The sequence below is a fragment of the Bacteroides sp. MSSM.1001136sp1_RTP21357st2_D2_RTP21359_211015 genome, assembly GCF_040913205.1.
Classification (GTDB): domain Bacteria; phylum Bacteroidota; class Bacteroidia; order Bacteroidales; family Bacteroidaceae; genus Bacteroides; species Bacteroides ovatus.
Genome location: NZ_JBDFVF010000019.1, coordinates 112,441 through 131,176, shown reverse-complemented (window position 1 = coordinate 131,176; position 18,736 = coordinate 112,441). Strand labels below are relative to the sequence as shown.

The 18,736-nt window shown below is 42.1% G+C and carries 14 protein-coding genes and 1 other RNA gene; 3 read left to right on the top strand and 12 right to left on the bottom strand.

Annotated features, from left to right (window positions below; all coding sequences use genetic code 11):
* Positions 1-1,883: 1,883 nt before the first annotated feature.
* From AB5217_RS13760 to AB5217_RS13730, 7 genes are all read right to left on the bottom strand, one after another.
* Positions 1,884-3,062, bottom strand: a complete 1,179-nt coding sequence (locus tag AB5217_RS13760; RefSeq protein ID WP_195647494.1) for a clostripain-related cysteine peptidase — start codon at positions 3,060-3,062, stop codon at positions 1,884-1,886.
* 91 nt (positions 3,063-3,153) lie between these two features.
* A complete protein-coding gene (locus AB5217_RS13755) occupies positions 3,154-3,555 on the bottom strand; it encodes a hypothetical protein (RefSeq protein ID WP_004310274.1) in 402 nt (133 codons plus the stop codon).
* A gap of 77 nt (positions 3,556-3,632) precedes the next feature.
* On the bottom strand, positions 3,633-4,256 hold the full coding sequence (locus AB5217_RS13750) for a murein L,D-transpeptidase catalytic domain-containing protein (protein ID WP_195647496.1): 624 nt from the start codon (positions 4,254-4,256) through the stop codon (positions 3,633-3,635).
* A 134-nt stretch (positions 4,257-4,390) separates the two neighbouring features.
* Complete coding sequence (locus AB5217_RS13745; RefSeq protein ID WP_002561589.1) at positions 4,391-5,251, bottom strand: RNA polymerase sigma factor RpoD/SigA; 861 nt, start codon at positions 5,249-5,251, stop codon at positions 4,391-4,393.
* Between the two features lie 184 nt (positions 5,252-5,435).
* Positions 5,436-6,971 (bottom strand): trypsin-like peptidase domain-containing protein, encoded by a 1,536-nt coding sequence (locus AB5217_RS13740; RefSeq protein ID WP_004296667.1) that lies wholly within the window; start codon positions 6,969-6,971, stop codon positions 5,436-5,438.
* Between the two features lie 219 nt (positions 6,972-7,190).
* Positions 7,191-8,342, bottom strand: a complete 1,152-nt coding sequence (locus tag AB5217_RS13735) for a dipeptide epimerase (RefSeq protein WP_175353884.1) — start codon at positions 8,340-8,342, stop codon at positions 7,191-7,193.
* 4 nt (positions 8,343-8,346) lie between these two features.
* Positions 8,347-9,327, bottom strand: coding sequence for an NlpC/P60 family protein (locus tag AB5217_RS13730; RefSeq protein ID WP_004303867.1), 981 nt, complete (start codon positions 9,325-9,327; stop codon positions 8,347-8,349).
* A 98-nt stretch (positions 9,328-9,425) separates the two neighbouring features.
* On the opposite strand from AB5217_RS13730, the gene rnpB reads away from it, so the two are divergent.
* From rnpB to AB5217_RS13715, 3 genes are all read left to right on the top strand, one after another.
* Positions 9,426-9,811, top strand: an RNA gene (gene rnpB, locus AB5217_RS13725) — RNase P RNA component class A.
* A gap of 112 nt (positions 9,812-9,923) precedes the next feature.
* Positions 9,924-11,243, top strand: a complete 1,320-nt coding sequence (locus AB5217_RS13720; RefSeq protein WP_004296663.1) for a YihY/virulence factor BrkB family protein — start codon at positions 9,924-9,926, stop codon at positions 11,241-11,243.
* A 51-nt stretch (positions 11,244-11,294) separates the two neighbouring features.
* Positions 11,295-14,579, top strand: a complete 3,285-nt coding sequence (locus AB5217_RS13715) for a S41 family peptidase (RefSeq protein WP_368112637.1) — start codon at positions 11,295-11,297, stop codon at positions 14,577-14,579.
* Positions 14,580-14,791: 212 nt separating this feature from the next.
* Here the strand turns inward: AB5217_RS13715 and AB5217_RS13710 are convergent, their stop codons facing one another.
* The 5 genes from AB5217_RS13710 to pstA form a co-directional block, all read right to left on the bottom strand.
* Positions 14,792-15,337, bottom strand: a complete 546-nt coding sequence (locus AB5217_RS13710; RefSeq protein WP_195355690.1) for a nitroreductase family protein — start codon at positions 15,335-15,337, stop codon at positions 14,792-14,794.
* Between the two features lie 32 nt (positions 15,338-15,369).
* Positions 15,370-15,972: a riboflavin synthase gene (locus tag AB5217_RS13705; protein ID WP_004303876.1), complete on the bottom strand. Its 603-nt coding sequence runs from the start codon at positions 15,970-15,972 to the stop codon at positions 15,370-15,372.
* Between the two features lie 375 nt (positions 15,973-16,347).
* Positions 16,348-17,037: a phosphate signaling complex protein PhoU gene (gene phoU / locus AB5217_RS13700; protein WP_004296659.1), complete on the bottom strand. Its 690-nt coding sequence runs from the start codon at positions 17,035-17,037 to the stop codon at positions 16,348-16,350.
* 55 nt (positions 17,038-17,092) lie between these two features.
* Positions 17,093-17,851, bottom strand: a complete 759-nt coding sequence (gene pstB, locus AB5217_RS13695; protein WP_004296658.1) for a phosphate ABC transporter ATP-binding protein PstB — start codon at positions 17,849-17,851, stop codon at positions 17,093-17,095.
* 8 nt (positions 17,852-17,859) lie between these two features.
* Positions 17,860-18,735, bottom strand: coding sequence for a phosphate ABC transporter permease PstA (gene pstA, locus AB5217_RS13690; protein WP_004321179.1), 876 nt, complete (start codon positions 18,733-18,735; stop codon positions 17,860-17,862).
* Position 18,736 lies beyond the last annotated feature (1 nt).

Here is an 18,736-nt window from a genome sequence, read left to right as displayed (position 1 = left end):
TTGACCTTATTCAAATACCTATTAGTCTTAATTGTATCACTACTTCATAAGACAAGTATTGACGGTTCTATTTTTTTACTTGTACTACTTGTATTGTTTATCAATATTTCAAAGAACTTGTTGCTTTCGTTTTAAAAGCGGGTGCAAAGGTAAGGGCTTTATTTTTAACTACCAAACTTTTTCGGAAGTTTTTTTATTTTTTCTTTTTACTCATTTCTCAGGCTCTCTATGCGAAAGGGAAAGAATGTATAAAAGAAAAACAAAGGCCGTTTTCTTTGCGAATCGGACTGCAAAGATAAGAACTTTATTTATTATAATCCAAAACTTTTCGGAAGTTTTTTTGTTCTTTTCTTTAAGCGCAATCTCGCTTTTTCACTATGTCAATTCTGCAAGGCTTTCTTCTCTTGGAAAGCGGGTGCAAAAGTACACCCTTTTAGTATACAATCCAAATATATTAAACTATTTTTTCGAAGTTTTTTTGAAAGAATCTGCTAAAACGCTGAAGGATAATGATGTTGTAGAACATATTTTTTCAACAGTAGAGAAAGGGGCATGAGAATGAGCAAAGAAACAAAAGTAATACCAGACGCTTTGAAAGAACTTAAAAAAAGCATAGCTTTAGAGAGCGTAAAGCGTAGCTTTAGCACTCGTAAAGCACTGCTTTAGCATTAACAAAGCACTACCCTGTTAATAACAAACGGGTACAGCAGGTACACTTTTTCGAGGCTCTATCACACACGCACACGCGCGCTATATAATGCCCTTATCACCTGCATTGACAAACACGCTGTATGCAATCAAGCGTTTCAATCAAATGAGTGCAGTATTATTCCTAATTTATGAAGGGAGAAAGAGCAACAGGATATAAACAACAAGAACAGCAGAGAGCTCGCAAGATGAGGTAAGGTCTTATAAAATTAGCAAGAGGAACCGCACCAAAATTTGTTTCATTTTAACGGGTAAGGAACAAAATCTAGTGTGGATGAACTTGTTCAAACCTGTGTGGAAATGAATGAAAATTTGTTTTCAATTACTGATTCGCATAAGTAGAACATGAACTTTTGAGTCATAAGTTCCACCAGTTTCACCTTATCTCTGAAACATCGATGGATAAGGAGATAGCGGGTGAAAGCGTAGAAAAAATCAAGGTGAAATCTCCCGTTATTGCTTTCACCTTTCAAATTTATTTACACCGATTGCTGGACATATAGAGCCACCGTATTGAATGTATAGATTCAACGCGGTAAGTATATAGATACAATGTGTTGAATATATAGATCTGCCAACTCAAGTGTTAGTAGATAATAATCAAGGTGTTAATACTTGACATCCATACTATTAACTCCTGATGGATTATCTGTTAATACCTGACAGTGGATTTGCTATAAGCATATTTTCATTAGCTATAATGATATCCGGATTAGCTATAATGAAATTAGTTTTAGCTCAAGGGATATTTTGAAAAGACAAGGTGAAACCGATAATGTTCAGTTTTGCCTGAATTTGCCACTTGCCTTCACCCGCTATCTCCTTATTCATCGGCATTTCGACAATCAGGTGAAATCGATGAACGGCAATGATCTTATAGTGGCATTTATTATACTTTATTCATTAAGAAAGAGGTAAGTTACACGGTGTTCCGTTATCAAATGATTCAGAACCGTGCGGAAATAAAACAAACTTTTGGTGCGGTTGCCCTGTTTGTCAATAGAAACCACTTGGTCTCAAGCGGTACTTTCTATACCTATTATACGCGCGCACGTGTGTGTGAGAAAAATATGCAGTGTACCTACTGTACCTTTTGTACCCGCCGGGCTGTTCATAACTTTTTTTGTGGAGGGTAGCTCTCACCTGGTTGACATCTGAAAAATATCCTCCTGCATTTACCAGCCAGTCTCATCCCATCCGGCAGCCGAATACCATTGCAAAGTCCTAAAATAAGTATTCCATTTTAAATACCTAGTATCCGGTATATAACACCCGATACCCGAATATATATCCGAATCTATATTCACCAATTTATAATCGTCAACATAGTTCTTATATATAACTACCCTTTCCAATTGCTCTTCAAAATCAGAAGGAATATTATTATCAGTCAATTCACGCATAAAAGCTCGAAAATCATATGCCGAATGATCCAAAGGAGACCTCCCATAACCATAATGGGCTTGAAAATAATCTATTTTTCTATTATCAAACTTAACCAGATTGTCCTGATAATGTTTCATAATTGAACAAGTAATATTCGCCAATGCCGATATTTCATTCGTTTTTATCACCGCAATAGTACCCCACGAATAACTATATTCATTTTTATAGTAATCAATAAAGTCCTTTGCGACATTTATAGCATTCTGCTCTGAGTTACCCGCAGACAATAAATATTTCGTTATCTTGAAATAAGGAAAACCCGCACTCATAACCTCTGCAGGAGAAAGAATTAAATAATCAGCAGTATTTCTTAATTCATAAGCAACCTCAACTTGAGACATTAAACAAGCGTCAAATAATATATAATCAAAATGAATACCTGATTGTTCTAAAGCTTTCGATAAATCAGGAATATGAATTTTAGCTCCATTGTCGTCACCAAAAGAACGGCTCTTACTATAGTCCGCAGGCAACCATCCGGTAGCATGAGAACCCAAAATCAGACTATACTTTTCAGCTGGACAGTAAGCCTCCACATCTTTCAATACATTAATTATCACCTCATTTGATACTGAATTCTGGCTACTATAAGTTTTTATCACTTCTCTTTTACTGACAGAACCTTTGCCATCCACTTCATACTTAAACAGAGTCGGGACAGGAAACTCACCTTTTCTACTGCCACCATCCCAATAAATTACAAATGTACCAGGAGACGTAACTTCGCTCAATCCTCGTTCAACTGATGCTATATTGTTATATATATCATTACTGATATCATTGTCTCCAACAAGATACATCAAGACTGTTTTTACCGTTACTGGAACAGGAGTATCATCATCACCACAAGCTGATAAGAAAATCGACAAACATACGAACAAAAGCGATAATATTTTAATCTTTTTCATAATATTCCTCATTTATAACAGGGACAAAGATAAAAAAATAAGAGATGCAAACCTGCATCTCTTATTATATTAACAATTAAGTTATTGTTTATTACTCTTCCGGTTTCGTAAAGCGGAATTTATCTGAATCAATCCGCGATACCGTCATTCTATTATTCTTCTTATATTTATTCAGAATCTTCGTTGCTTCTTTTTCCAACTTCTTTCTGTTTTCCGAGAAGTAAATCATACATGTACTATTCTGCTGCAGTTGGTTATCCTCCAGATAATTTTTCAACTGATAACTATATAATTCACGATGAGCCAAGAATCCTTCTTTACTAACCTTCGCACTATCTAATATCTGAATATCCGTGAAATAGACTACCGTATCCGTAAATGAAGCAGAAATTCCAAAAGCATAAACCGGTTTAGAATGGTCTTTTTTCAGAGAAAAAGCGGAGCACATGGTAAACACAAGTGCAATTGCAAATAGTATTTTTACGTATTTCATATCATATAATTTTTAACTTCGCAAAGGTAACAAAAAAGAAGAGACTACCTCGATTTATCTCAAATAAATAGTATTTCTTAATCATAAATCCATAACAATACAGGTTTCTTTTCTGCCTTGAGCAACCTGTCAACCTTCCTCATCACCTCATCAGATATCACAGGACACCCTTGACTGATTCCTAATGGAAGATGCAAAGGATACACCTCCATTTCCGGCATCGGAGTATAAGAATGTAACACGATATACCGTTTAAAAGCATTGTTATTCGTCACTTCCAATCCATGCAATTTATAATGAACATTAATCCCCCACTTACTATACGACCGTATCCCTACTTTATATTTTCCTAAAGAAGAGCAATAACTACCTTCCACATTACTGAATACAGGCTTGGACAGCGTACTGTTTTTCCCGTATCCATGCGCACAAAGACTTGCATACTTCACAGAATCTCCTTTGAAATCCCATACAAAGAAACGCCTTTTACCAGAATGAATACTGAAATCTACCAGAAAGCAATAATTCGTATTATATCCGTTCTTATCACAATAAGCCTTTCCTGCCTGTGCTTTTTCCCGCAAACGCTGCTCTACTTTAACAGGCACCGAATCAGAAGAGGATGCCGCACATTTTGCATACGCCACCATCCCTGCTCCCAAAGCAATAAGAACCAATGATATTAAAACTGACTTTTTCATAAAACTCACATAGTATAAGATTGAATTATAGAATGGGGCTTATGTAAAAAGTCGCATAAGTACATTCTTCTATATGAAAAGTGCGACTTATGCGACTCAAATTCTTTTTTCTTTCAGAAACTGATATTCCTTACTTATCCCAAGTAAGATTTGAGCAATTTACTACGATTACTTTGTCTAAGTCTTCTAATTGCTTTTTCTTTAATCTGACGAACGCGCTCACGTGTGAGGCCAAATTTATCGCCGATTTCTTCCAATGTCATTTCTTGCTGTCCGATACCGAAAAACATCTGAATGATTTCTTTTTCTCTATCGGTTAACGTAGAAAGAGCTCTATCAATTTCCCTCGCAAGAGACTCATTAACCAGAGAGCGGTCCGCCATTGGCGAATCATCGTTAACCAACACATCCAACAGGCTGTTATCCTCCCCTTCCACAAAAGGCGCATCCACCGAAATATGACGGCCGGATACCTTCAGCGTATCAGAGATTTTATCAACCGGAATTTCCAGTTCGTCTGCCAACTCCTCGGGAGACGGACGCCGCTCGTTTTCCTGTTCAAACTTCGAGAAGGCTTTGCTGATCTTATTCAGCGAACCTACCTGATTCAACGGGAGACGAACAATACGCGACTGCTCTGCCAATGCTTGCAGAATAGACTGGCGAATCCACCATACAGCGTAGCTAATGAACTTAAATCCACGTGTTTCATCAAATTTCTCGGCAGCCTTAATCAGTCCTAAATTGCCTTCATTAATCAAGTCAGGCAAACTCAAACCTTGGTTCTGGTACTGTTTAGCCACAGATACGACGAAACGAAGATTGGCACGTGTCAATTTTTCCAATGCTACACGGTCACCCTTACGAATGCGTTGAGCGAGTTCCACTTCTTCCTCAACAGTAATCAGGTCTTCACGGCCGATTTCCTGCAAATACTTATCAAGAGAAGCGCTCTCTCTGTTAGTGATACTTTTGGTAATCTTTAGTTGTCTCATTCTTTAAAAACAGATTTGGAGTGCAAAGTTACGACAAATAATTTGTTAACATACAAAATTAAGTAACTTTTACACTATATTTTTCGTCTAATAAAACAAAAAGAGATGCCGACAAGTTGATTGGCGGCATCCTTTTTCTATTTCATTAGCTTATCCTGCAATCTTCTTACCTTATTTTTATATATTACTCTTGAGTCAGATCGACAGCGAAATATCCGCGTTTACCTGATGGGAACACACCGGTCAGGAATAATACCTGGTTCGGAGACTTAACAGCAGCTTTCATTACTTCTTCCAGATCGCTGACTTTGCGCATCGGCTGGTCATTAGCTTTCAGGATAATGAAGCCTTTACGAACTCCTGCATCTGACATCTTACCGGAAGAAACTCCTGTCACTTGCAGACCGTAACCTAGATTCAATTGCTTCTTCAAGTCATCCGGCAACTCTTTGAAAGCAGCTCCCAGGATTTCCATGCCTGCATCCTTCACGATCTTGGTAGTACCTTGCTCGTTCTTCAACGTTACTTCAACGGTCTTTTCCTTCTTATCGCGCATCAGTTTTACTTTCACCTTATCACCCGGACGATGTTTAGCAAGTGCTTCCTGCAAGTCAGCCATATTGGATACTTTCTTATTATCCACACCGATAATTACGTCATCGACTTTGATATCAGCTCCGGCAGCAGAACCATTCTCTACGATTTCAGAAACCCATACTCCTTCTACAACACCCAGTTCTTTAGCTTTATCTGCCAATGTCTTACCGGATTTGTCAATCGGTTGACGGTCGTCCATCAAACTGCTACCGATAGAGCCACCACGAATACCGAGCAATGCACGTTGTACTGTTCCATATTGTTTCAAGTCGGCAATTACTTTCGTCATAATGCTGGTCGGGATAGCAAAACCGTATCCTGCATAAGCACCTGTCGGAGAAGAAAGCACTGAATTGATACCAACCAATTCACCTTTGGCATTTACCAGTGCACCACCACTGTTACCCTGGTTGATGGCAGCATCCGTCTGGATGAATGATTCTATACCACCATTATATACTCCCAGAGAACGGGCTTTTGCACTTACGATGCCGGCAGTTACAGTAGAGTTCAAATTGAACGGGTTACCTACTGCCAATACCCACTCTCCTACTTTCAACGCTTCGGAATCTCCCACCGGAATAGTCGGGAAATCATCACCCTCAATTTTCACCAGCGCAAGGTCGGTGCTAGGGTCAGTACCAATCACGCGTCCCTTAAACTCACGGTTATCATTCAGTTTCACACTGATTTCATCCGCACCTTCAATCACATGATTATTCGTTACGATATATCCATCCTTCGAGATGATTACTCCCGAACCAAAACCTACACGAGGTTGAGACTGTACCTGACGTTGCTGTCCGCGTCCATCACCAAAAAAGAAATCGAAAATGTCCGGCGCTTGCTGAACAGTTCTTGTTTTAGCTTCTTGAGTAGACCTTATATGTACGACAGCATGAAGTGAATTCTCGGCAGCCTGTGTCAAATCAACAGGTTGAGCGTTCACAGCGTCAAAAGCAGCCAATTTGACATTGGGATTCTGCTTGAACATCTCATTAAAAGATGTTTCTTTTGCAGATTCGTTAGATTGCAACAATTTGTAAGTTGTCAATCCTGCAACTCCTGAGCTAAGAAGAATGATTGCTCCTACTCCCAGAATGTTCTTTGTTGTCTGTTTCATGATTTATAATTCTTTAAATTGTTAATATTCGACATTGTTTTAACTTTTACGACGTTAAAATAATAACAAATATCGTTCACTTATTCTACTTGTCACTCTTTTTTGTCCACTTTTAACAGAGAATATTTAGAGCTTAACAGCGGTTAACGACAACACCTGACAAATTTACATTCGTTGTATGTCAGATGGCTTTAACACTCTGACATTCATTCAGTAAAGTCAGATTTTCATGACACCGATTCCAGGTAAGTCATTCAGAGTGATCTTTCCTTTCACCACTTCCACCCCTTTAAAGCGATCATTAGAGATAAGCAGGTTGCCATCCAGGTCGGCAAAATCCACTAATGGCGAGAACTGTGAAGCTGCAGAAATAGCACAGGAAGTCTCTGTCATACAGCCCGCCATGACACGCATGCCGAGTGCATGAGCCAATGTCACCATCTTCCATGCTTCACGCATACCGGTACACTTCATCAGCTTTATATTGATTCCCGTGAAAGCGCCTTTTAAAGCGGCTACATCTCCCAGACGCTGCAAGGATTCATCCGCAAATATCGGTAGCGGGCTCTGTTGCGTTATCCAGGCAATATCCTCTAGCTTCTCCTTAGGCATGGGCTGTTCTATCATCACAACGCCTTTTTCTTTCAGCCAATGAATCATATCGAGCGCGTATTGGCGGTCTGCCCATCCTTGATTGGCATCTATCGCTATCGGAAGGTCTGTTACCGAACGAATGGTTTCAATCATCTCCTTATCATTGTCCCGTCCCAGTTTCACCTTTAATATATTAAACTGATCGGCACACTCTTTTGTTTTCGCCCGCACTACATCCGGCGCATCGATGCCTATCGTAAAGGTAGTGGAAGGTGTCTTTTCTTTGTTCAATCCCCATATCTTATACCAGGGAGCGCCTAATAGTTTCCCTACCAGATCATGAAGGGCGATATCTACCGCAGCTTTCGCTGCCGTATCCTTTGGCGAGAGGCTGTCAACGTATGACAAAATATCATCTAGCTGAAAAGGATCACTAAACTGTTCCAGATTCACTTTCCCAAGGAAATTCATCACAGACTCTACTGTTTCTCCCAAATAAGGAGGCATAGAGGCTTCTCCATATCCCGTCACGCCTTCATATTCTATTTCTACCTGCACATCGGGAGTTGTTATACGCGAATAAGTGGCAACTGTAAACACGTGCCTCAACTTCAATTCATAAGGGAAAAAAGTCATTTTCATCTTCCCTCCCAAACCGAGCTTATTTATATGAATGGTAGAAAGCAACGATTCTCCGGCTAGTGCCTGACGGGCTACTAACCCCGAACTGAAAGCAGCCAAAGCTGCCGTTTTCAAAAAATCTCTCCTGTTCTGCATTCTTTTATTGATAAAAGGGGTTCTTATTTGTGGTATTCATTCCTTTCTCCTTATTTATATAAGGTAAGAAACGGACAGCAAAAAGTAAACGCTTCGTGTTGAATTCATCATAGTTTTGATCCGCAGGATTCATGCTGCTGACGTGCACATCTCCCAATGCGTGGATAAACTGCTTGTTTCCGAGGTAAATGCCGACGTGAGAAATACCTTCTTTACGTTCCGCAGTCGCTTTCCGGCCGAAAAACACCAGATCTCCCCGTTTGACATTAGAGAAGTCAGGAGCAATATCGATATGTTCGCCCACATAGGCCTGTTGAGAGGCATCTCTCGGGATAATAATGTCATGCATAAAAAGTACGGTCCGTACCAGTCCGCTACAATCCACTCCCTTGGAAGAGGTTCCTGCCCATAGATAAGGAATTCCCATCATCGAGTAAGCTGTTTCAATGATACTTTCAACATCTTGTTTCAGTGAAGCTCGCCATTCCGCTTCCGGTTGGGAAATGGATTTCGAAAGATATGCTTTCCGTCCGTCGGGATAAGACACTTGATAGAAATGTCCTTTGCTCCCCTCCCACTTCAAACGATTGCCCGCAACAACATCGGATACGGGTTGGGAACTCTCATCCGGTTTCTCATACGCAAATCCGTAGTGCGAGGTAACCACTATCTTTTCTGCCCGATTCCATTCATCATACCGTTCTTTCGACATGGGGGTAATTACCATCCGGTGCACCCATCCGGTATAATCATCCGGTGTTTGTATCTCGTACCAACCGTTATACTGAAGCACCTTGACCGGCATTCCCAACAATGCCTGCGTACTCATGCCGGAAGTAAATTTGCCTTCCTCGCGCAAATTGCAAACTGAAATATGTACTACCCCATAAGCCGAATCGGCAGGCATGGGACGTATTTCCTGTGCTTTCAGGCTAGCTGCCATCATCGCCAGGAAACAATAGAAAAGGAGGATATTCTTCTTCATTAAAATCCATTTTAATGATAGCAAAGTTAGAAATTATTTCTATTTGTGATACTTTCTTTGGCTAAAACAAAATAAATGACGTATTTTTGCAGTCTAAAGCAGTTGGCCGGTCTGTCGCGTGCATGTTTCGTGCAGGAGGAAAGTCCGGGCAACATAGAGCATCCTACTTCCTAACAGAAAGCTGTCCGCGAGGGTAGAGTAACGTAGAAGAAAATAACCGCCGCTCCTTTCGGGGAGAGGTAAGGGTGAGAAGGTGGGGTAAGAGCCCACCAGTCGCATGGCGACATGCGGGCTGTACGTCTTAGGAGTTGTAAGGTCATGTAAACCGGCGTTATGAGAGTTGCTCGCTCCATGTCGGAGGGTAGACCGCTAAAGTGTCGTGGTGACACGCCACTCAGATAAATGACAGGCACCTGATATAATTAAAGATTAATAATCGGAAATTATATGGGTACAGAACTCGGCTTATAGGCTGACTGCTTTTTCTTTTAATTATCCATTTAATTACAAATGACTAATGGATGAGGATCGACTGTTCAAGCAAGTCTGTTGTAATCAGTAATTAGTTGCTTGCAATTAGTAATTAGCGAAGAACTATGAAGAAGAAAATCACCGATATATGGAAGTTTCTTACGTATGACATCTGGCGCATTACGGAAGACGAAGTGACCCGGACCAAGTTCTCACTCTACAATATTATAAAGACCGTCTATCTTTGTATCAATCGGTTTACCAAAGACCGGATGGCCAATAAAGCTTCTGCACTTACTTATAGCACATTGCTTGCCATTGTACCGATACTTGCCATCCTGTTTGCCGTAGCGCGTGGTTTCGGGTTCGACAACCTGATGGAACATCAGTTCCGCAACGGTTTTGGAGGAAATACAGAAACAACGGAGGCCATTCTCTCATTTGTCAATTCCTATCTTTCACAGACCAAAGGAGGTATTTTCATTGGAGTTGGTTTGGTAATGTTGTTATGGACGGTTATCAATCTGGTCAGTAATATTGAAATCACCTTCAACCGTATCTGGGAAGTGAAAAAAGCACGATCCATGTATCGCAAGATTACGGACTATTTCTCCATGTTCCTGCTGATGCCGATTCTGATCGTGGTATCCGGAGGACTTTCTCTGTTTATGAGCACCATTCTCAAGCAGATGGATGATTTCGTCCTGCTCGCTCCTGTTATGAAATTCATGATACGGCTTATTCCTTTTGTCCTGACATGGCTGATGTTCACCGGGCTGTACATCTTCATGCCGAACACGAAAGTGAAATTCAAACACGCTCTCATTGCAGGTATTCTGGCAGGGTCTGCTTATCAGGCTTTTCAGTTCCTGTACATCAACAGCCAGTTGTGGGTGTCAAAGTACAATGCCATTTATGGTAGTTTTGCCGCACTTCCCTTATTTCTGCTTTGGTTGCAGATATCCTGGACAATCTGTTTGTTTGGAGCCGAACTGACGTATGCCGGACAGAATATCCGCAGCTTTAGCTTTGACCAGGACACCCGGAACATCAGCAGACGATACCGGGATTTTATATCCATCCTGATTATGTCACTCATAGCCAAACGATTCGAAAAGAACGAACCGCCCTATACGGCTGCAGAAATATCGGAGGAGCATCAGATCCCCATCCGACTGACAAATCAGGTACTTTATCAGTTACAGGAAATAGAATTGATTCACGAGGTTGTTACCGACGAAAAAAGCGAAGAAATCGGTTACCAGCCTTCAATGGATATCAATCAACTGAATGTGGCTGTCCTGCTGGACCGTTTGGACACATACGGCTCCGAGAATTTCAAAATAGACAAAGACGAAGAATTCAACGACGAATGGAAGGTGCTGACCGAATCCAGAGAAGAATACTATAAAAAAGCAAGTAAAGTATTACTGAAGGATTTGTAGGAAAGTCAAACCTTAAATCGCGAAAATGAACTTAACACAATATTAGAAAAAATGAAAAAGCTACTGCTAAGTGCATTTGTCATCTGTCTAGCAGGGACAAGCATTGCACAAGAATCTCCTTTATGGATGCGCCACTGCGCTCTTTCTCCAGACGGAACCACCATTGCATTTACCTACAAAGGAGACATCTACACGGTACCGTCAACCGGCGGACGTGCCACACAAATCACCACCAATCCGGCTTTTGATACGGAACCGGTATGGAGTCCCGACAGTAAACAAATTGCCTTTGCATCGGATCGCATGGGAAGTCTCGACGTTTTCGTCGTATCCAGTGAAGGAGGAGCACCCCAGCGACTGACCACTCATTCAGGCAGTGAGAAACCTGTTGCCTACAAAGACAACAAACACATTTTATTCACAGCCAACATTGCTCCCTCTGCCGAAGATGCCGGGTTTCCTTCCGGCCAGTTCCAGCAAGTGTACGAGGTAGCCGTGACGGGAGGACGCCCCGCTATGTTCTCATCCATGCCAATGGAGTGCATCTCTATTAATAAAGAGGGAGTGATGCTCTATCAGGACAAGAAAGGATACGAAGACTATTGGCGCAAGCATCAGGTATCCCCTATTGCCCGTGACATCTGGACATACACTCCCGGGAAAAAACCTGTTTATCAAAAACAAACTACTTTCGGAGGTGAAGACCGCGAACCGGTATGGAGTCCTGATGGTAAATCATTCTATTATCTAAGTGAAGAGAAAGGTTCCTTCAATATATTCCAACGTACTCCCGGAACCACCACTTCCCAACAAATCACTTTCCATACAAAGCATCCCGTACGTTTTCTAAGCATTTCAACCACCGGCACACTCTGTTATGGTTATGACGGCGAGATTTATACACTTACTCCGGGCAAACAACCCCAAAAGGTAAATATAAGTATCCTGGCAGACAAGAATGACAAAGATATTATCCGCCAAATCAAATCCAACGGGGCTACCGACATCGCTGTATCTCCCAAAGGAAAAGAGGTCGCATTCATTATGCGCGGTGATGTTTACGTAACCTCCATTGACTACAAAACAACCAAACAAATCACCAACACACCCGATCAGGAACGTAACATCAGTTTCGCTCCCGACGGACGCACACTCGTCTATTCTTCAGAACGCGATGGATTGTGGCAGCTTTACACTTCCACCATCGTACGCAAAGAGGAGAAACAATTCACCTATGCCACAGAATTGAAAGAAGAACGTTTGACAAACTCCAAAGTCGCTTCTTTCCAACCACAATTCAGTCCTGACGGTAAAGAGGTTGCTTTCCTCGAGAACCGTACCGCTATCCGTGTCATCAATCTAAAAAGCAAGGCTGTGCGCACAGTGATGGATGCCAAATATCAATATTCTTATGCCGACGGTGACCAATGGTTCCAATGGAGCCCCGACAGCCAATGGATTCTATCAGACTTCATTGGCATAGGAGGCTGGAATAATAAAGACGTCGTTTTGCTGAAAGCCGACGGAAAAGGCGAAATGGTCAATCTTACCGAAAGCGGATACAGCGACAGCAACGCCAAATGGGTGTTGGGTGGAAAAGCAATGATATGGAACAGTGACCGTGCCGGATACCGTAGCCATGGTAGCTGGGGAAGTGAAGACGACACCTATATTATGTTTTTCGACGTCGATGCCTACAACCGCTTCCTGATGAGCAAAGAAGATATTGCCTTACTTGAAGAAGCGGAAAAGGCAGAGAAAGCAGAAAAAGAAAAAGCCAAGAAAGAAAAGGCAGAGAAGAAAGAAGACACTAAAGACAGTAAGAAGAAAACGAACCAGAATGAGAATGCGAAAAAAGACAGTACGGAAGTGAACCCTCTTACATTCGATTTGGAGAATCGTTTTGACCGCATCGTTCGTCTAACTGTAAATTCTTCCCGCCTGGGTGACGCTGTTATGAGTCCGAAGGGTGATATTCTTTATTACCTGGCAGCTTTTGAAGGAGACTATGACCTTTGGGAGCATAAACTGAAAGAAAATACGACTAAAATATTATTGAAAGGAGTTGGCGGCGGCTCACTCATACCGGATAAAGAAGGAAAGAATATCTTTATGTGCACAGGTGGCCGATTGAAGAAAATAGAGATTGCCGGTAGCAAAATTACACCGATAGAATTTGAAGCATTCTTCGATTACCGTCCTTATGATGAACGCGCATACATCTTCGACCACGTTTGCCAGCAAGTAAATGACAAATTCTATATTGCCGACTTGCATGGAGTGGACTGGAAAGGATATAAAAAAGCATACGAACGCTTCTTGCCCCACATCAGCAACAATTATGACTTCACGGAAATGTTGAGTGAATTGCTTGGCGAATTGAATGGTTCCCATACCGGAGCCCGGTTTGCAGCAGGAGGCAGCGCAATGCCTACCGCTACTCTGGGAGTCTTTTACGATGAGTCATACGACGGTGCCGGGTTAAAGATCAAGGAAATCATGAAGCAAAGTCCTTTCACCCAGAAAAAGACAGAAGTGAAGGCAGGTTGCATCATTGAAAAAGTAGACGGCACAGCGATTGAAGCCGGTGCTGATTACTTCCCGTTATTTGAAGGCAAAGTCGGACGCAAAGTAGTACTTACCGTATACGATCCTTCTACTAAAAAACGTTTTGAAGAAGCAGTAAAAGCAATCAGCTATGGAACCCAAAGCGACCTGCTTTACAAACGTTGGGTAGAGCGCTGCGCCAAGAAAGTGGAAGAGCTTTCCGGCGGACGCATTGCTTATGTACATATTAAAGGTATGGACAGCCCCAGCTTCCGCAAGATCTATTCCGAACTACTCGGCCGTTATCGTAATAAAGAAGCCGTAGTGGTAGATACCCGCCATAATGGTGGCGGATGGCTGCACGATGATGTAGTCACCTTACTTAGTGGAAAGGAATATCAACGTTTCGTGCCACGCGGACAATATATCGGCAGCGATCCATTCAACAAATGGCTGAAAGCCTCATGCATGCTAACTTGCGAAGACAATTATAGCAATGCTCATGGCACTCCTTACGTATATAAGACTCTAGGTATTGGTAAACTGGTAGGCGCCCCGGTGGCAGGCACGATGACCGCCGTGTGGTGGGAACGCCAGATAGATCCGTCTATTGTATTCGGTATCCCGCAGGTGGGTTGTATGGATATGCAAGGCAACTATCTCGAAAATCAGACCTTGCAACCTGATATTCTAGTTTATAACGAACCGGCAGCCAGCCTGAAAGGAGAAGATCCACAACTGAAAGCAGCAGTAGACTACCTATTGAAAGATTTGTCAAAAAAGAAATAAATATAGCATTATTGATGCCGCCGGAAAAGCGGCATCAATAACGCACTAACTATCAACACCTTAAAAAGCCATTTATTGGTTTTAAAGAAACAGGTCGTTCCTTTAAAAGGAAAGCATCGTTGGTTTAAAAGGAACGTCCCCTTCCTTTAAAACCAACGATGCTTTCTGTTATATGCTTATCCTAAAGGGCTAAGAATATAATTATTTTTCAATCAATAACGATTGTATGAAATCACCTTTTCTTTCGGCTTCCTTATCTTCTTACGTTTTTCCTTTGCCGGATAGCCAATGACAATATCCAGCAATAAACGTTTCGAAGCAGGAATACCGGCAAGCTGTTTCAGCTCTTTTTCATCGAACCAACCCAGAATACAAGAACCCAAACCTTCGGCTTCAGCTGCCAGAGAAATATGAGCAGCCGCTATTCCAATGTCGATCAACGGAAAATGCTTGCCTTTTACCTTTCCGCCAAGCAGGGAGGTTATATTAGCAGATTCTTCTACAACCAGAATATGCACGGGAGCATCTTTGGCAAACTTATTCATTCCCAAGCCAGCAGCAGCTTTCCCGGCTTTTTGAGTCAGTTCCTTGTCTGTGATGACCACAAACCTCCAAGGTTGTGCGTTGCAGGCTGAAGGCGCCAAACGTGCAGCTTCAAGTACCCGTTCCAACTTTTCCGGCTCCACCGGACGTTCTTTATCATACGAACGGTCACTTTGACGAGCCTGCACCAATTGAAGAAAATCAGTATATGCCATTTCCAATCCTCCAGTCACTTATTTATATTTTCTTATTTATATTGAATCATCCGGCTGATATACTTGCCGATAATATCGAATTCGATATTTACCACACTGCCAATCTCAAACGTATGGAAGTTCGTATGCTCGTATGTATAAGGAATGATAGCCACCTGGAAAGTATCATCCGTCGGATTACATACCGTCAGGCTAACACCGTTCACAGTCACCGAACCTTTATCCACGGTGATATATCCGCGTTTCGCCATCTCCTTGTCAAACGCATATCGGAATGTAAAATACCAGCTGCCTTCCGCATCCTTAATATCGATACAAGTAGCAGTCTGATCCACATGTCCCTGAACGATATGTCCGTCCAACCGACCGTTCATCATCATGCTACGTTCAACGTTCACCTTATCCCCCACTTTCAACAAACCGAGGTTAGAACGCTCCAATGTTTCTTTCATGGCAGTCACCGTATACGTATCATCCGTCAGAGTCACTACCGTCAGGCATACACCATTGTGAGAAATACTCTGGTCGATTTTCAACTCATTCACAAACGAACACTTAAATGTAAAGTGTATATTCTCCTGGTCTTTCACCAGTGCTACCAAAGTAGCATATTCTTCTACGATTCCAGAAAACATAATTCTATTTACTATTTACGATTTTACAATTGAAAGTACTCTCTTAATGCAAGGGTCAAAGATACGAATAAGGAAGCAGCTTAGAAAATAAGAGCAAAAAAAAATGGGGCTTTTCACAAAGCTCCATTTTTCAGTTTTCAATAGGTATTAGTTTTTTTTTAAGGTAAAAAGATTGTTTTCAGGATAACGGTGCAAATATAGGCGGTTTTACCGATACTATCCAAATTATAAAACATGTCATATAACATCTTTTTGAAAATTCTTTGGATTTATTATCATTTGAAGCAAAATCTCCTGTAACTTGTCCGTTACAGGAGACAAATATAAGATAATTTTTTAAGGAGCCCTAATTTCTGTTTAAAAATCGGCAGAAAATTACTTTTCCGGGTAATTTTCATCGGTTTTTCCACGATGTTTTAACACTTTGGCATCAATGAAGAATACAATCTCCTCGGCAATGTTGGTAATATGATCTCCCGAACGTTCCAGTTTACGGAACACGCTGACCAAATCTACGCAAGTATGTACAGCTTCCGGATGTTCGATAATATAGTCTGAAAGAATTCCTGTCGCATCCGCATTGATTTCATCCAGCAAATTATCCTTAGCAAACACTCCTGCCGCCAAATCATTACTCTCTTCATTCAAGGCACGTTTTGCCAGTTCCAGCATCGACAACACCTCTGCCTGCATCTCTGCCAGGCGGAGACGAGACAACAGCTCTGCATCCAATACCGGTTCTTTGCAACGAAGTACAAAACGGGCGATCCCTTCCGCAAAGTCACCCAAACGTTCCAAGTTCGTATTGATTTTCAACATAGCCAACACAAAACGAAGATCAATCGCCACCGGATTATACAATGCGATAATATCTTCCACATCACTATCTATCTTCAATTCAAAAGCATTCACCCTGCGCTCGCGAACCATCACCTGTTGAGCCAGCTCCTTGTCAAGGGTCAACACAGCCTCTCCGGCACGGTCAAGCTGGTTGTACACCAAGGTCCACATTTCATCAATTTCCTTCTTCAATAGGATGAGTTCCGATTCTATAAACTTTACCATAGTCTATTATATATAAATGATTAATATTCTATCAATTGGGTTCCAGATACCCGGATTACCCAAAACGTCCCGTTATGTAATTCTGGGTAGCCTCTTTCTCCGGATTGGTGAATATCTTTTTCGTCTGATCGAACTCCACCATTTCTCCCATATAGAAAAACGCCGTCTTATCACTGACACGGGCCGCCTGCTGCATATTATGCGTAACGATTACAATCGTATAATCCTTCTTCAGTTCATGAATCAACTCCTCCACTTTCGCCGTAGAAATAGGATCGAGCGCAGACGCAGGTTCATCCATCAGCAATACCGAAGGAGAGACAGCCATCGCACGGGCGATACAAAGACGCTGCTGCTGTCCGCCGGACAGTGCATAAGCCGATTCCTTCAACTTATCTTTCACCTCATCCCAAAGAGCCGCTCCTTTCAATGTTTCCTCCACACGCTGGCGAATGAAAGCATTATCTTTTATTCCGTTCACACGAAGTCCGTAAGCCACATTCTCGAATATGCTTTTCGGGAAAGGATTGGGACGCTGGAACACCATTCCCACATTCTTGCGGAGTTCGTCCACTTCCACGCCTTTCGCATAGATATTATGTCCGTCGATACGGATTTCTCCCTCCAGACGGGTAGCAGGAATCAAATCATTCATCCGGTTGAAAAGCCGGAGGAAAGTAGATTTGCCACAACCGGACGGTCCGATAAAAGCAACAACCGATTTTTCCTCAATCTGCATGCTGATGCCCTTCAATGCATGAAAGTCCCCATACCAGAAGTTCACATCACGCGCATCTATTTTCACTGTATCCATATACTAATTTAGTTCGTTTTTACTCTTTTCTCAAAATACTTTCTCAAGGCATTAGCCAGCAGATTCACCAACAGGATAATCATAATCAATACCAATGCCGTGCCATAAGCCAGCGGCAGTTGTGCCTCCATATCCGTTCCACTGGTGGAAATCACATACAAATGGTAAGGCAAGGCCATACACTGATCCAAAATACCGGTAGGAAGTTGCGGCAGGAAGTATGCGGCACAAGTAAACAGAATCGGCGCCGTCTCTCCCGAAACACGTCCCAAGGCGAGAATCAACCCAGTGATAATGTTCGGCATACCCATCGGCAGAATAACGTGCCATATCGTCTGCAACTTCGTCGCTCCCAATGCCCGGCTACCTTCACGCATACTGTCGGGAATGGCTTTCAAGGCTTCCTCCGTTGTCCGGATGACCAAAGGTACGCAAAGCAAACCTAATGTCAAAGAACCTGCCAGAATACTATCACCAAACCCCATATAATTGACAAACAGCGCCATACCGAACAATCCGAATACGATGGAAGGAATACCGCTCAAGTTATTGGTCATCACCCGGATAAAGCGTACCAACCTGCCTTTCGGCGCATACTCATTCATATAAATCCCACTCATCACCCCTATCGGAAATGCAAACAGCGCACTTCCCACCATCAGGTAGAAGGTACCGACAATAGCCGGCCAGATACCGCCACCTGTCATTCCGTCCGTAGGAGCCGAAGTGATAAAATCCCAACTGATAGCACCGATTCCCTTATAGATGATAAATCCCAGAATCGCAAACAATATCAATACAATGCAAAGACTCAACAACCGGAAAATCCCGAAAGCAAATTTCTGCGAACGGTGTTTAGCTTTATTATTACTCCGTATTTCCATC